Annotated in this window: 10 protein-coding genes; 4 read left to right on the top strand and 6 right to left on the bottom strand. The window is 71.0% G+C overall.

Going from position 1 to position 14,309, the window contains the following annotated elements; genetic code table 11:
* Positions 1 to 71 precede the first annotated feature (71 nt).
* Positions 72 to 2,804 (bottom strand): winged helix-turn-helix domain-containing protein, encoded by a 2,733-nt coding sequence (locus J3P44_RS08700; protein ID WP_255889912.1) that lies wholly within the window; start codon positions 2,802 to 2,804, stop codon positions 72 to 74.
* A gap of 218 nt (positions 2,805 to 3,022) precedes the next feature.
* Between J3P44_RS08700 and J3P44_RS08705 the strand changes: the two genes are divergently transcribed.
* Together J3P44_RS08705 and J3P44_RS08710 are read left to right on the top strand one after the other, a co-directional pair.
* On the top strand, positions 3,023 to 4,288 hold the full coding sequence (locus tag J3P44_RS08705) for an MFS transporter (RefSeq protein WP_255889913.1): 1,266 nt from the start codon (positions 3,023 to 3,025) through the stop codon (positions 4,286 to 4,288).
* A gap of 106 nt (positions 4,289 to 4,394) precedes the next feature.
* Positions 4,395 to 6,578 (top strand): MMPL family transporter, encoded by a 2,184-nt coding sequence (locus tag J3P44_RS08710; RefSeq protein ID WP_255889914.1) that lies wholly within the window; start codon positions 4,395 to 4,397, stop codon positions 6,576 to 6,578.
* Positions 6,579 to 6,664: 86 nt separating this feature from the next.
* Here the strand turns inward: J3P44_RS08710 and J3P44_RS08715 are convergent, their stop codons facing one another.
* The gene (locus tag J3P44_RS08715; protein WP_255889915.1) at positions 6,665 to 7,231 is read right to left on the bottom strand and encodes a helix-turn-helix domain-containing protein; all 567 of its coding nucleotides are present in this window, start codon (positions 7,229 to 7,231) and stop codon (positions 6,665 to 6,667) included.
* A gap of 149 nt (positions 7,232 to 7,380) precedes the next feature.
* On the opposite strand from J3P44_RS08715, the gene J3P44_RS08720 reads away from it, so the two are divergent.
* Complete coding sequence (locus tag J3P44_RS08720) at positions 7,381 to 8,319, top strand: NAD(P)/FAD-dependent oxidoreductase (RefSeq protein WP_255889916.1); 939 nt, start codon at positions 7,381 to 7,383, stop codon at positions 8,317 to 8,319.
* Between the two features lie 68 nt (positions 8,320 to 8,387).
* Positions 8,388 to 8,645, top strand: a complete 258-nt coding sequence (locus J3P44_RS08725) for a putative antibiotic biosynthesis monooxygenase (RefSeq protein WP_255889917.1) — start codon at positions 8,388 to 8,390, stop codon at positions 8,643 to 8,645.
* Positions 8,646 to 8,727: 82 nt separating this feature from the next.
* Here J3P44_RS08725 and J3P44_RS08730 read toward each other — a convergent pair whose 3' ends face one another.
* The 4 genes from J3P44_RS08730 to J3P44_RS08745 form a co-directional block, all read right to left on the bottom strand.
* Positions 8,728 to 9,528 carry an HD domain-containing protein gene (locus J3P44_RS08730; RefSeq protein WP_255889918.1) on the bottom strand — a complete coding sequence of 267 codons (801 nt, stop codon included), beginning with the start codon at positions 9,526 to 9,528 and terminating at the stop codon, positions 8,728 to 8,730.
* Between the two features lie 111 nt (positions 9,529 to 9,639).
* The gene (locus tag J3P44_RS08735; protein WP_255889919.1) at positions 9,640 to 11,073 is read right to left on the bottom strand and encodes an MFS transporter; all 1,434 of its coding nucleotides are present in this window, start codon (positions 11,071 to 11,073) and stop codon (positions 9,640 to 9,642) included.
* A gap of 291 nt (positions 11,074 to 11,364) precedes the next feature.
* On the bottom strand, positions 11,365 to 12,840 hold the full coding sequence (locus tag J3P44_RS08740; RefSeq protein WP_255889920.1) for an MFS transporter: 1,476 nt from the start codon (positions 12,838 to 12,840) through the stop codon (positions 11,365 to 11,367).
* 45 nt (positions 12,841 to 12,885) lie between these two features.
* Complete coding sequence (locus J3P44_RS08745) at positions 12,886 to 14,250, bottom strand: alpha/beta fold hydrolase (protein ID WP_255889921.1); 1,365 nt, start codon at positions 14,248 to 14,250, stop codon at positions 12,886 to 12,888.
* Between the last annotated feature and the right edge of the window lie 59 nt (positions 14,251 to 14,309).

Below are 14,309 nucleotides of genomic sequence, written 5' to 3' on the forward strand. Positions count from 1 at the left end.
GGTTGTGGTGAGCGGGGCTCACCACACGTGGTGATTGTCGTGGTGAACCGCAGTCCGGCTGGCACCACCGGTCAGAGCAGGTCGAGCTCCTTGCCGCGAAGGACGGCTGCGCGGCGGCTCGTCACGCCGAGCTTCATGTAGAGGTTCTTGGTGTGCGTGCGCACCGTGTTCAGCGAGACCACGAGCTCGCGCGCGATCTCCGGACCGTTGAGCTCGGTGTCCAGGAGGCGGAGCACGTCCCGCTCGCGGCTGCTCAGGGGGTCGACCAGCGCTCCGGGGTGTGGCCCGGTCGTCGCGGGGCCGGGGGCGGTCCGACCGGTGCCGGCGAGCGCGGACCGCAGGCGCGCGACGTACGCCGAGGGCGCCCGCCGCTCGGCGGCCGTCAACAGCACGGCCATGGGCGTCCCCTCGTCGACGAAGGCGCGCGCGTGACCCTCCGGCTCTGCCAGCGCCAGCGCTGCATCGAGCGCTGCGAGAGCCTTCCCCTGGTCGCCGAGCTGCTGGAAGGCGAGCGCGCGGCTCACCTCGATCTCGATGACCGATCCCCCGCGATGTCCGTGCGTCGCCGCCCGGAGCAGCCGGTCCAGGAAGGTCACCACGGCGGCGACGTCCACGCTGCCCGGCCGGCGCCCTTGCTGGGCGAGCAGCACCCGGGCGAGGGTCACGTGCTCGAACTCCCGCAGGAAGCTCAGCGGGTCCTCGAGCGTCACGCGCGCCCGGTCCGCCCAGTCGAGGGCGAGGTCGACGTGCCCCTGTCGGGCCCACGTCCTGGCGCGGACCGCGGGCACCGGCCGGACGAGTGGCTGGAAGTCCGCGACATAGAGCCGCTCGGCCTCGTCGAGGAGGTCGACGGCGGCATCGACGTCACCCTCGGCCTCACGGACTCCCGCCATCACGACGCGCCACCGGTAGGCGTCCTGCGGAAGCCCGGCGGGCTCGCCGAGGTCCCGGCTCCGGGAGAGCTGCTGACGGGCTGCGGCGAGGTCGTCGGCCTCGAGGTGCCGCGCAGCCAGGCCGACGTGCATGTCGGCCCGTCCCCTCAGCACCGGAGTGGCGTGCCGGTCCGCCAGGTCGAGGGCTGATCGGTAGGTGCGAGCGGCCGCGCGCGGCCGGCCCTGGACGACCTCGATGTCGCCGACGGTGACGGAGCAGCCCAGCACGTCGGACACGTGGTCGATCGTCTCGAACTCGACGATGCACGCGGTGTACGACGCGTGGGCGGTGTCCAGGTCCCCTGTCGAGAACGCCGCGAGACCGGTGAGCGCGAGGGCGGCGCCCCGGGTCAGCGGGTCATCGTCGCCCACCAGATCGAGGGCCCTGCGTGCGTGGGTGACTGTCTGCTCGACGTCACCACGGACCAGCGCCAGGCCCGCCCGGTGGACCGCGATGTCGGCCGGAAGCCGGCCGTACTCCTCCTCGTCCACGAACAGCAAGGAGGACGGTCGCCCACCGACGGAGGCGATCGAGCTCTCCGTCGCGTCCAGCAGCTCTTCGACTCCGTCGAACACGCCGGTCGACATCCGCGCCCCGGCCAAGGCGTTGCTCAGGACGGGCCGGACCCGCAGGGCCTCGGTCGGCAGGCTCTCGAGCCAGCCGCGCAGGGTCGCCTCGCGGCGGTCGCGGCGCAGCGCCGGGATCACCCTCTCCATGAGCTCGCCGGCACGGGCGAAGTCGGTCCCGATGAGGTAGTGCCCGATGGCTTCCTCGACGTCGCCCTCCTCCTCGTGCCACCCCGCGGCCAGCTGGTGGAGCTGGGGGACGAGGCCAGGCTGTTCGTCGAGGAGCCTGCCGCGCAGGACGTCGGCGAAGAGGTGGTGGTAGCGGTACCAGACCCGTCGGTCGTCCATCGGGATCACGAAGAGGTTGTCCCGCTCCAGTGCCTCGAGCACGGCGCGGCCGCCCTCCTGACCCGTGACGGCGTTGCACAGCGAACCGCTCATCCGGTCGAGCACGGAGGTCCGGAGCAAGAAGTCCTGGACGTTGCCCGGGAGCCGCTGCAGCACCTCCTCCACCAAGTAGTCGACGACGTACCTGTCGTCACCGGTGAACCCGGCGATGAAGCCGGACACGTCCTCGCGGCCCGTCATGGACAGGGCCGCGAGCTGGAGGGCGGCGATCCACCCTTCGGTCCGTCCCTCCAGGGCGTGCACGTCGTCGGGCTCCAGCCCCAGTCCCATCACGCCGTTGAGGTACGACGACGCCTCCTCGCCGGTGAAGCGGAGGTCGACGGCGCGCACCTCCACCAGGTCGCCGCGAGCGCGGAGTCGCGACAGCGGCAATGGCGGGTCGCTCCTTGTCGCCAGCACGAGGTGCAGCCGAGCCGGCAGGTGGGCGAGGAGGAACGCCATCCCCTCATGGACCGCCGGTGAGTCGATGACGTGGTAGTCGTCGAGCACCAGGACCGTGTCGGCCTCGGCTGCCGCCAGCTCGTTCAGGAGCGTCGTCAGGGCCAACTCGACGGGCGGTGGTTGCGAGTCCTGCAGGAGCGCGAGCGCGTCCTCACCGATGTCCGGCACGGCGTTGCGCAGCGCGGCCACGACGTACCGCCAGAACCGCGAGGGGTCGTTGTCGGCGGGGTCGAGGGCGAGCCACGCGGCCTTGAGCACGCCGGCACCGGGTCGCAGAGCGGCCGACGCGAGCCAGTCGACCAGCAGGGTCGACTTCCCGAAGCCTGCCGGGGCGGAGACGAGCATCAGCTTCGCAGCGAGACCTCGGTCAAGGCGCTCCCGGAGCCGGGGTCGCGGGACGAGTCCCGGCCGTGGGGACGGCAGGAAGAGCTTCGTCTCGATCAGTGGGTGGGACATCCCCGCGGCTCCTGGTGCGAGCGCTTCACGCGCCATGAGGTGCCATGCGACTCCGTGGCGGCACGACCGGACCCATCCTCGCTCGCACCCGGACGAATGCGAAGTCTCTGGTACAGACCGGCCGGGCTCCCCGTACCCCGGCGGGCGTCGACGCGCCTACTGTCGAGAGACTCCACCGCCGTCGTCCGGCGCTGCAGCCGGCTGCTGAGGAGAGCGACATGCGTGATGCGACCCGACCGGCCGACGGGGCGATCCACGTCCCGACCCGGCCGGTCGACGCGCGGTTCGTGGCGTCGTACTCGCTCGCCTACATGAGCGTCGCCCTCATGCTCATCGCCCCGCTCCTGGTGACGCTGGCGCTGAAGATCCGGTCGCTCGTCGGGACGGAGCAAGCACCGGAGAGCCTGGCTCTCGTGACGGGGGTCGGTGGCCTGCTGACGCTGGTCGCCGCTCCGCTGTTCGGCCGGCTCAGCGACCGCACCGGCTCGCGGTTCGGCATGCGTCGGCCGTGGATGGTCCTCGGACTGACCGGCGGCGTGCTCGGCATCACCGTCGTCGCCACGGCCCCGGTCGTCCTCGTCGTGCTGATCGGGTGGTGCCTCGCCCAGGTTGCCTTCAGTGCCCTGCAGGCCGCGCTTGTCGCGGTCCTGCCCGATCAGGTGCCGGTGACGCAGCGAGGCACGGTCTCTGGGGTGCTGGGGATCACCGTGCCGGTCGCTGCGGTGCTCGGCACGTTCCTCGTCCAGCTCTTCCAAGGCAGCCAGGTCGCGATGTTCCTCGCCCCGTGTGCGATCGGCGCCGTGCTGGTCCTGCTGTTCGTGGCCACCCTTGACGACCGGCGCCTCCTGGAGGATGTCGTCCGCTCGTGGTCGCTGCGGGATGTCGCGGCTGCCTTCCCCCTGTCGCCCTGGCGCGTCCCCGACTTCGCCTGGGCCTTCGTGGGGCGGTTCCTGTTCATCTCGGCCTACGCGTTCCTCACGACCTACCAGGCGTACTTCCTGCTCGACCGGGTCGGGAGCGCGGAGGCCGAGGTGCCCCGGCAGGTCTTCGTGGCCACCCTCCTCCAGTCCGCCGTCCTGGTCGTCGCATCCCTCCTGGGAGGCAGGCTCTCCGACCGGAGCGGGAGGCGGAAGGTGTTCGTGGCAGTCGCGGCGATCATGTACGGCGCAGCCTTGTTCGTCATCGCCGCGGCAGACACCTTCAGCGGCTTCCTGGTCGGCATGGCCATCAGCGGCGCCGGCTTCGGCGCCTTCATGGCCGTGGACCTCGCGCTCGTTGCCGACGTGCTGCCGGACGCGGCCGACTCGGCCCGCGACATGGGACTCTTCAACATCGCCAACGCCCTGCCATACGCCCTCGCGCCCGCGGTGGCGCCCGTCATTCTGGCGGCCAGCGGTGACAGCTATCCGGTGCTCTACGCCGTCGCGGGAACCTGTGCCCTCCTGGCGGCGGCGGCGGTGATCCCGATCCGCGGGGTGCGCTGACGGTTCACCACCCCGTTCACCACGTGTGGTGATCCGGGCTCACCACGTTGCTCCCTAGGTTCCGGGCAATCGCACCAACCCGACCCGACTCCAGAAGGGCACGACCATGCAGAAGCTCACCCGCGGCCTTGCGTCAGCCAGCGCGAGACACCCGTGGCGCACCATCACCGGCTGGCTCGCGATCATGGGAGCGGTCTTCTTCCTGGCGGTCGCGGCCGGTGGCACGTTCGTCGACGACTTCTCCTCACCGGGCAGCGAGAGCGCGACGGCACTGGAGCTGCTCGACGAGAATTTCCCCGAGGCGGCCAAGGGCTCGGCCATGGTGGTCCTCGCCGCCCGAGACGGCACCACGCTCGACGAGCACCGCGACGCCGTCGGCGACGTGCTCGAGGAGGTGTCCACCGTCGCCCACGTCGAGTCGATCGCCGACCCGTTCGCGGCCGGCACGATCTCCGACGACGGGCGGATCGGGTTCGCCACGTTGACCCTCGACGCGCCCGAGCGCGAGATCGGCAAGCCCGCCTTCGCTGTCCTGTCCGAGGCGGTCTCAGGGGTGAGCGCGCCGGACAGCCTGCAGGTGGAGCTCGGCGGGGATGCCGTCTTCCTCAACGCCACGGAAGAGACCTCCGCCCACGTGGGCATCGGGCTACTGATCGCCCTGGTCGTCCTGCTCGTCGTCTTCGGGACCGTCGTCGCAGCGATCGTGCCGATCGGGCTGTCCCTCGTGGCCGTCGGCGCCTCCATCGGCGGCATCATGCTGATGGCGAGCACCATGAACGTGTCGGTCTCCGCGATCGCCGTGGCCGGACTGGTCGGCCTGGGTGTGGGCGTCGACTACGCCCTGTTCGTGGTCGCCCGCTATCGGGAGAACCGGTCCGCAGGTCAGGACAACAGCCGCGCCCTGTCCAACGCCATGGGCACCTCCGGCACCGCGGTCGTCTTCGCGGGCGGGACCGTGATCATCGCCACGGCGGCGCTTGGCATCACGGGACTCGGCATTCTGACCTCGATCGGTCTGTCCACCGCCCTCATGGTGCTGGTCGCCGTCGCCGCAGCGGTCACCCTGCTCCCCGCGCTCCTCACCCTGCTCGGCGATCGGATCGACGCCGGCCGCGTGGTGCGGCGCCACCGACCCGCCGTCCGCACCGAGGACAGTGCCTGGTGGCGCTTCGGCCACCACGTCTCCCGCCGTCCCTGGCCCTACCTGCTGGGTTCGGTCGCGATGCTGGCCGCACTCGCGGCGCCTGCCCTGTCCATCCAGACGGCCTTCCCGGCAGCCGGCGACGCCCCTGCCCACACCACCCACCGCCAGGCGTACGACCTCCTCACCGAAGGATTCGGCATCGGGTTCAACGCCCCGCTCATGGTGGTCATCGACCTCGAGTCCTCGGATGCCGGGGCCAGCGACGTGGCGGCCGTGTCTGCGGCCATCGCAGATGTCCCGGGCATCGTCTCCGTGGGCGAGCCCCAGACCTCCGCTGACGGCGGCACGGTGGTGCTCAGCGCCCTCCCAGACGCCGGTCCGGCGGACGCCGAGACCTCGGCCACGATCCAACGGGTTCGCTCGGTCATCCCGGACAACACCTACGTCTCGGGCATCACGGCGATCACCGACGACCTCAACAGTCAGCTGCGGAAGACGCTTCCTCTCTTCGTCGGCGCCGTCATCGGGATCTCGTTCCTACTACTGATGCTCGTCTTCCGGTCCGTCGCCGTCCCGCTCAAGGCGGCCGTGATGAACCTGCTCTCGATCGGCGCGGCCTACGGAGTCCTGGTCGCCGTCTTCCAGTGGGGCTGGGGGGCCGAGCTGCTCGGCCTCGAGGGACCCACGCCCATCACCTCGATCATCGTCGTCATCATGTTCCCGATCCTGTTCGGGCTCTCGATGGACTACGAGGTCTTCCTGCTCTCGCGGATCCGGGAGGAGTACGCCAGCACGGGTGACAGCGCCGAGTCGGTCGCTCGCGGTCTCGCCGGGACAGGTCGGATCATCACCTCTGCCGCGCTCATCATGATCGTCGTGTTCCTCAGCTTCGTCGCCAGCCCGGTGCCCTCGCTGAAGATGCTCGGACTAGGACTGGCCACGGCGATCGCCATCGACGCCACCCTGGTCCGCATGGTCCTGGTGCCCGCGACCATGTCCCTGCTCGGCGACGCCAACTGGTGGCTCCCGCGGTGGCTGGACAGGATCCTGCCCGTCATGGACATCGAGCGGGCGGAGGAGCCCGTTAGCGGGCAGACGGACGTGGGTGCCGTCGCCGCTCACACGGAGGAGCTGGTGTCCCGCTGACCCGTTCCTCGTACGACCTCGCCGGCCCCGGGCTCCCCCACCCGGGGCCGGCGAGCTGTCCGCCAGCCGGGCGGCGAGCACCCCCGCTATCCACCAAGCGACCGGTGCCTCATGCGCTCGCCGGGGCGACCGAAGATGCTCAGCATCTCCGCCGGCGTCTCACCCGTGCTCCCGAACCAGTGCGGCACCCGGGTGTCGAACTCCGCCACCTCACCAGGCTCCAGCACGACGTCCTCCTCGCCCAGCAGCAGGCGCACCCGGCCGGAGAGGACGTAGATCCACTCGTGCCCGTCGTGCGCCCGCGGCTCGGGCTCGACCTTGGTGGTGGGCACCACGATCTTCCACGCCTGCATGCTGCCCGGCTCGCGACTCAACGGGATGACCGTCCTCCCCTTCACCTGCCCCGGACGCAGGCGGATGCGCGGGTCCCCTACCTCGGGCGCCCCGACGAGGTCGTCGAGCGGCACGCGGTAGGCGAGAGAGAGCGCGAGCAGCAGCTCGAGCGTGGGGCGCCGCTGTCCCGTCTCCAACCGCGACAACGTGGACCTGGAGACACCTGTCCAATCGGACACCTCGACCAGAGTCATCCCGCGCCGGTTGCGCACCGCCCTCAGGCGGGTCGGTACGTCCGCCACGGCACGGTCGACCGCCATTGCAGCTGATGCCGATAGCCCCCCGGTGCCCTCCGGTGCATCGCCGGTCCCCTGGCCGTCTGTTGTCACCATGTGGCCCATTGCACGGGGGTTTCCCAGGTTCGGCAACATTGATTGGACCGGCGTGTCCGCGGCGTCACGCTCGTCCCATGAACGAAATCGATGTAGCGATCGTCGGTGGTGGTGCCGCCGGCCTGTCCGCAGCCCTGGTCCTGTCCCGAGCCCGTCGGCGAGTCGTCGTCCTCGACGACGGCACGCCGCGCAACGCTCCGGCGAGCCACATGCACGGTTACCTCTCGAGGGACGGCATGCCGCCCTCCGAGCTCCTCGCTCTGGGACGCGACGAGGTCTCCCACTACGACGGCCAGGTGGTCAACAGTGTCGTCACCGACGTCGTGCCCGACGGGACGGACGGCTTCTGGGTGCTCCTGGACGGCGGCGATCGCATCCGCGCGCGCCGACTCCTCGTCACGACCGGACTCAAGGACGAGCTCCCCGACATCCCGGGACTCGCGAACCGCTGGGCGCGCGACGTCCTCCACTGCCCCTACTGCCACGGACACGAGGTCCGCGACCAGCAGCTCGGCGTCATCGGCGGCTCCCCCGGGGCCGTCCGCTACGCCCAGATCGTCCGACAGTGGACCGACGACCTCGTCTACTTCACCCCTCCCGGCCTGCTCACCGCGGCGGAGCGCAGCGGACTCGTGGCCCGCGCCATCGGCATCGTCGAAGGCACCATCGAACGGCTCATGGTGGGCGAGGACGACCGCCTCAGCGGCGTCGCCGTGGCCGACGGCTCCGTCGTCCCTCGAGACGCCCTCTTCGTCCCTCCCCGTTTCGTCCCGCGCAGCCAGCTCCTGGCCCACCTCGGTTGCGCCACCGACGACGACGGATGGGTGACAGCGGACAGCACCGGCCGCACCAGCGTGGCCGGAGTGTGGGCGGCGGGCAACGTCATCGACCCACGTGCCCAGGTGATCACTGCCGCAGGTGCTGGATCCGCCGCCGCCATCGCCATCAACGCCGACCTCGTCGACGACGACGTACGTCGTGCCCTCACCGGCTACCACCACGGCTACACCGCCTGAGCCCTCCCCGTTCGCCCCACATCACCCACGCCCACACCCACGCCCACACCCACACCCAAGGACTCGACATGACCACTGCCACCCGCCCCGACAGCATCAGCCCCGCCCCCAAGGTCGGGCCGCCGACCAAGCACCAGCTCGCCGTCATGATCTGGATCGCCGTCTTCCCCACCCTCACCGCGCTCAACCTGCTGTTCGGGGAGTGGCTCGGCGAGCTCGGCACCGTGCTCCGGACCTTCGTGCTCGCCACCGTCGCCGTACCGATCGTCATCTACGGCCTGATGCCCCAGCTGCACCGTCTGCGCGTACGACTGCTGAGCCGCTAGCTGACGGCCACGAGGGACAGCGCCTGCCGCCTGCTTGTGTGGCTCATGCTTGCTCTGCACCGGAGCGTTCGCGAGGGACCGACTACTCAGCGAACGGGGCCAGGCGAATCGCGATCGCGAACGCGCCGTAGCGATTCAGAAACCGGGCGCGGCCGTCGGGCACGCGCGCGGCCTCTTCGCCGAACGCCTCCGTGAAGACGGCCTTGAACCCCTCCCGAGGGTGCAGCTTCACTGCATCGACCAGCACCGTGTCGGGCAGCTTCCACGCGTGCAACCCGATGACGTCGACTGCGGCTCCCGCAGACAGGAGCTGAGCCACGGCTCCGTGCTCGGGACCCACTCCTGGGCTGTGGTGCAGGGTGATGGCGTCGAGGACGAGCGTGGTGGCCTCGTGGGACAGGCCCACCTGCTCGGCGACACAGCGGGCCACTCGAGCGCTCTCCAGCGTGAAATCGGCATCGCCGGACGACGTCAGGAGGCCGGTGTCGTGGAGCATGGCTGCGGCGTAGAGGAGCTCTTCGTCGACGTGGGTGCCGGTGACGATGCCCAGCGCCAGGCCGAAGCGGAATGTTCGCCGGCTGTGGTGGAGCAGCGCGGGTGGCAACCGGCGCGCCGCCGCCTCCTCGGCGCGGCGAGCGAGCACCGTGCGCGGCGGCTCGAGGCGCTCCGGCGCCACGTCGGCGTGCCGCCCCGGGTGCAGGTGCAGCGCGAGTCGAGTCCTGCCGACGAGGTTGTGAAGATGTGCGGAAACCAGCGGGCGGAGCATCCGGCGGCGCTCGGCGGGAGTGAGCCATCCGCGTGTGTCCTGGACCCAGGCCGCAGTCCCGGTCATCGACGTGCGTGAGCGGTCGGCAGGTGCGCTGGGGTGGCTGCTGGGAGACATGAGAGCTCGATTCTGTCGGCGGTGTGGTTCGGGATGTCGGGAGGGTCGAGGGCGTTGTTCGCCGTTGACTCCGCCGCAACGCGGTGGCGTTGTTGACGGTCACCGCACTCATCACGCCCGAGATCGGGCGAGGCCCCATCCGAGGACGGCGGTCGCGAGCGCCACGATCGCGGCGGCGGTGAATGCCGCGGAGAATCCGGAGGCGTTGAGAGCGCCGTCGGCCTGTCGGCTGGCCGACGCGCCGACCACGACGAACGCGGCCGTCCCGACCGCAGCGCCGATCTGCATCGACGCAGCTGCGAGTCCTGACGCCAGTCCCGTGTGCGACGAAGGCACCGCAGAGGCCACGACCATCGTGGTGGGAGTGAAGCTGAGCGCCACTCCGGTGGCGACGAGGAGCAGCCCGGGTAGGACCGCCACGACGTAGCCCGAGCTCGGTGGCGCGTAGGCCAGCCAGAGGTGACCGACCGCCAGGATCACGAGTCCGAGGACGAGGCTGCGGGCCGGACCCATGGCTCCCAGCACCCGCGGAAGGACGTACAACGAGACGGCGAAGCCAGTCAGGGAGGTGGGGACCATCGCGAAGCCCGCCTGCTCCGGCGACATGGCAAGAACCTGCTGGAAGTAGAGGGCGACCAGGACGAAGGTGGAGGCCCGGGTCGCTCCCCCGAGCAGAGCGAGAGCCGTGCCCGTGCGCAGCGCGCGCGACCTGAACAGCTCGAGGGGAATCAGCGGGTCCTGCGCTCGGCGCTCGATCGCGAGGAACGCCACCATCAGGCCGGCGGAGCAGGCCAGGAGGCCGACCACCCGTGGATTGGTCCAGACGTGGTCCACGGCGTCGACGGCTCCGTGCACCAGGGCGATCACTGCGGCTGTGAGAACCGCTGCTCCGGCCCAGTCGAAGGTGCGCCGAGCACCGGACACATCCTCGACCAGCAGGCGCCGAGCCAGGAGGACGGCGACGGCCGAGACCGGAACGGTGACGAGGAAGACCGCCCGCCAACCCACCGTCCCGGCGAGCACTCCCCCGGCGACGACGCCGGTCGCCCCGCCCAGGGTCGAGGCGGCTCCCCACGCACCCATCGCCCTGCCGCGGTGGGCAGCGGGGAAGGCGGCCAGCAGCAGGGACATGGCAGCCGGGCTCAGCGCGGCGGCACCGACTCCCTGCACAGCCCGGCCAGCGATGAGCATCTCCTGGGCCACCGCCAGCGCCGCGAGGAGGGTGCCGACGGTGAACAGGCACGCACCGCCGACGAAGAGACGGCGCCGGCCGAAGACGTCGGCCGCGCGTCCGGACAGGAGCAGCAGGCCGGCGAACGCGAGGACGTAGGCGTTGATGACCCAGGTGACGCCGGCCGGTCCGAAGCCGAGCTCGGCCTGTATCGAGGGCAGCGCGACGTTCACGATCGAGGCGTCCAGCATGACAAGGAACTGGGCCGACACCAGCAGCCCAAGGGTGGCCTGGTCTCGCCTCCGCCCGGTCAGCCGGGAGGACGTGCCGGCGACCGCGGTGCGGCCGAGGAGGTCGGTCGTCATGGTGGACATGAGGCCCATCCCTCAGGCGGCGAGTCGGGACAGTGGAGCTTCGACCCGAGTCGCGCGCGCCGTGCCACATCGTGGGCAGTGGCTGCCTCGGACGTGCTCCATGTCCTGACCGCACCAGCAGACGCCGGGTGCGTGAGGTGCTGATGTCCGCGCCGAGGCCCTGTCCGTGATGATCGAGATCCTGTCCATGGTTCTCACCGCCTGGTTCGTTGTCGTGGTGGTTGGTCGATGTCTTCACAGTGCCGCTGAGGGGGTCTGGTCGAACCGGTCGAATGGCCGGGTTCCGCCCAGTCAGTGGTGCATGTGACCGATCTCGCCCGCGATGCGCCCAGCCGGCATGCGCCGCAGTGCGAACAGGGCGATCGCACCCGCAATGACCGCGGCGCCGACGAATCCGCGCGAGAAGGCGTCGGCGGCTCCGTCGAGCGTGGCGAGCGAGCCGGCGGTGCTGGCCACGGCGGAGAGCACCGCGACCCCGAGGGCTGCCCCGACCTCGTGCCCGGTCATGAGGAAGCCGGAGGCGACCCCCGCGTGGGAGGACGGGATGCCAGCCATCGAGGTGACCGACACCGGGACGAAGACCATCCCGACGCCGACCCCCATCGTGATCAGACCGGGCAGCAGGTCGGCTGCGTAGCCAGCGTCCCCGCTCGCGAAGGAGAGGAGCGCAGCAGCGGCTCCCGTGACCACGAGCCCGGCCGCCGCGACAGTGCGAGGTGCCAGGTGGGCCAGCAGGTGCCTCGCGAGCACGGTGCCAAGAGTGATGGCCAGCGCGAAGGGGAGGAAGGCGACGCCGGTGCGGAGGGCGGAGTAGCCGAGCACGGTCTGCAGGAAGATGGAGGTCAGGAAGACCGCGCCCACCAGGATGCCGGTGATGCCGAGCATGACGGCCGTGCCCGAGACGAGCGCGTCCAGCTTCCAGACGTGGGGCGGAAACAGCGGCTGGGGGGCGCGTCGCTCGACCCTGAGGAACGTCACCAGGAAGACCAGCGAGACGACCAGTCCCGTCATCGTGCGGAGCGACCACCAGCCATGGGTCTCTGTAGCCCCCAACGTGTAGACCAAGGCAGCCAGCCCTGCGAGGACCGTGGCGGCGCCGGGGAGGTCGAAGGCAGCGAGGCTCGGACGCGCGACCCTTTGCCGGGCGATGGTGCGGTGCCCGACGAGGAGGGCGACCAGGCCGACAGGCCCGTTGATCCAGAAGATGAACTGCCAGCTCGACCAGGTGGTCACGGCCCCGCCGAGCAGGACGCCGGCGGCCACTCCGAGGCTGCCGACCGCTCCCCACAAGGCCAGTGCTGCCCGGCGCTGCGCACCGGAGTACGTCGTGGTGATCAGCGAGAGCGCCGACGGGGTGAGCAGTGCGGCGCTGAGGCCCTGCACCGCACGGGCGGCGATGAGCTGGTTGGCGGTCTCCGCGAACCCGCTGACGATGGAGGCGACGGTGAACAGGGCCAGACCGGTCAGGAAGACGCCGCGCCGAGACAGCAGGTCGGAGATCCGGCCTCCGAGGAGCAGCCCGCCGCCGGACATCATCACGTAGGCGGTGACGAGCCACTGGAGGCTGCCGCCCTCGATGTCGAGTGCGCGCCCGATGGTGGGGAGCGCGGTGTTGACCACGGAGATGTCGAGCACGACGAGGATCTGGGCTGCGAGGGCCACGGCGAGCAACGTCCAAGGGCGGCGGGGGCCGTCCTCGTCGCCATCTGCGGCGGCGGGGTGGCCGTGGTGGTGTGCGGAGTGCGGGTGTGCTGACGTGTCGGACACGGGAATCTCCTCGGGTGGGGTGATGGGGTGAAGGTGTTCTCGAGCTCAGCGAGTGGTGAGCGGCCTCCCGGTGCGGACGGCCCGGACGACCGAGGCGATGGCCTGCACCGAGGCGGTGGCGCCGTCGGGGTCCTCGACCATCCCCGCGTGACTGGCGGCCACCTCTCGGTGAAGCGTGTCGGCGGACAGCTCTGCCATGCGCTCCTGGGCCTTCGCCCAGCCCGCTGTATCGCGGGCGTTCTCCGCGCTGGTCAGCACGACGAGGGGACGCCCCTCGAGCGTGGTGAGCGCCTGGGCCTGCCTGAAGACCGTGGGAAGCATCGACAGCTCGTCACGGGCGATGCGTGCGGCTCGCGGCGTCGCAGCCATGGCGTCGACCGGTGCGGCGTCGTCGGCGGGCAGGTGCGAGCCGGCGAGCAGTGGACCCAGACCGAGTCGCGCGAGGGAGGGCAGGACGCCGTAGGCGCGCCGCATCAGGGCGTACTGGAGCGGGTAGCTGGGGATCGCGTCGAACTGGCGAGGGCTGGTGCTGTCCAGCAGGACCAGCCCGGTCACGTCGTCGGGGTGACGGTCGGCGTACGTCATCGCGTACGGGCCGCCGATCGAGTGGCCCACCAGCACGAAGGGACCCCGCTCCCCAGCTGCCGCGAGCAGTGCGTGGAGGTCGTCCGCGGCAGCGACCCCGTCCTGCGGGTCGTCGACGTCGTCGCTCCACCCCTGACCAGCGCGGTCATAGGCGCAGACACGCGTGGCGGGGGCGACCCCGTCCACGACCTGCGCCCACGATGCGGAGAACTCACCGAGACCGTTGAAGAGGACCACCGTCGGCTGTCCCTGGCCGTGGCAGTCGATGTGGAGGTCGTGGTCGCCCGTGGAACGGGTCACTCCGGGAGCGGGATAGGTGCTCGCGACCCGGCTGGACGAGAGGTTGCCCAGGCCGGCACTCACAGACGTGGCCGCGAGCAGGGCGAGCACGACCGTCGCCAGCCAGCGCCCTCCGCCCGTCAGGGATCGGCGCATGCGGAGGTACGTCCACCCCGCCAGGACGAGCATCAGCGGCGGCCACACCCAGGTGAGCGCAGTCAGGTCACGGTCCGACGGCGCCACGACCATGAGGGCGAGGCCGATGGACGTCATCGCGGCAGCGGGGACGGTCGCCCAGCGCTGGGGCTTGGTCGTCCGAGCGGACCGGACACGCAGCAGCCCCCACCCGAGACCGAACGCCAGCAAGGTCGATCCTGTGGTCACGCCCTCGGCGGCGCCGGGGAGGGCCACCATCGTCAGGACGATGGCGGCTGCGACGCCGATCGCCAGCGAGCTGAGGACGACCCTTGCGACGGGTCGGCCTTCCGGGCTCGTGGCCGTGCGCGCGCCGGCCGGCCGGGTGGTGCGATGGACGTGGGTGGTCATGGACCTCTCGCTCTCACAGTGATGGGTGAAGCACTGCCGTCGAGAGTGGGCGCAACAGC

The sequence above is a fragment of the Nocardioides astragali genome, from assembly GCF_024436375.1.
Taxonomy (GTDB): domain Bacteria; phylum Actinomycetota; class Actinomycetes; order Propionibacteriales; family Nocardioidaceae; genus Nocardioides; species Nocardioides astragali.

Bases quoted from the DNA above. Each gene is read 5' to 3' on its own strand.
- J3P44_RS08735 (WP_255889919.1), bottom strand. From the start codon at position 11,073: ATGTCCACCATGACGACCGACCTCCTCGGCCGCACCGCGGTCGCCGGC.
- J3P44_RS08745 (WP_255889921.1), bottom strand. From the start codon at position 14,250: ATGACCACCCACGTCCATCGCACCACCCGGCCGGCCGGCGCGCGCACG.
- J3P44_RS08700 (WP_255889912.1), bottom strand. From the start codon at position 2,804: ATGTCCCACCCACTGATCGAGACGAAGCTCTTCCTGCCGTCCCCACGG.
- J3P44_RS08720 (WP_255889916.1), top strand. From the start codon at position 7,381: ATGAACGAAATCGATGTAGCGATCGTCGGTGGTGGTGCCGCCGGCCTG.
- J3P44_RS08705 (WP_255889913.1), top strand. From the start codon at position 3,023: ATGCGTGATGCGACCCGACCGGCCGACGGGGCGATCCACGTCCCGACC.
- J3P44_RS08710 (WP_255889914.1), top strand. From the start codon at position 4,395: ATGCAGAAGCTCACCCGCGGCCTTGCGTCAGCCAGCGCGAGACACCCG.
- J3P44_RS08715 (WP_255889915.1), bottom strand. From the start codon at position 7,231: ATGGCGGTCGACCGTGCCGTGGCGGACGTACCGACCCGCCTGAGGGCG.
- J3P44_RS08725 (WP_255889917.1), top strand. From the start codon at position 8,388: ATGACCACTGCCACCCGCCCCGACAGCATCAGCCCCGCCCCCAAGGTC.
- J3P44_RS08730 (WP_255889918.1), bottom strand. From the start codon at position 9,528: ATGTCTCCCAGCAGCCACCCCAGCGCACCTGCCGACCGCTCACGCACG.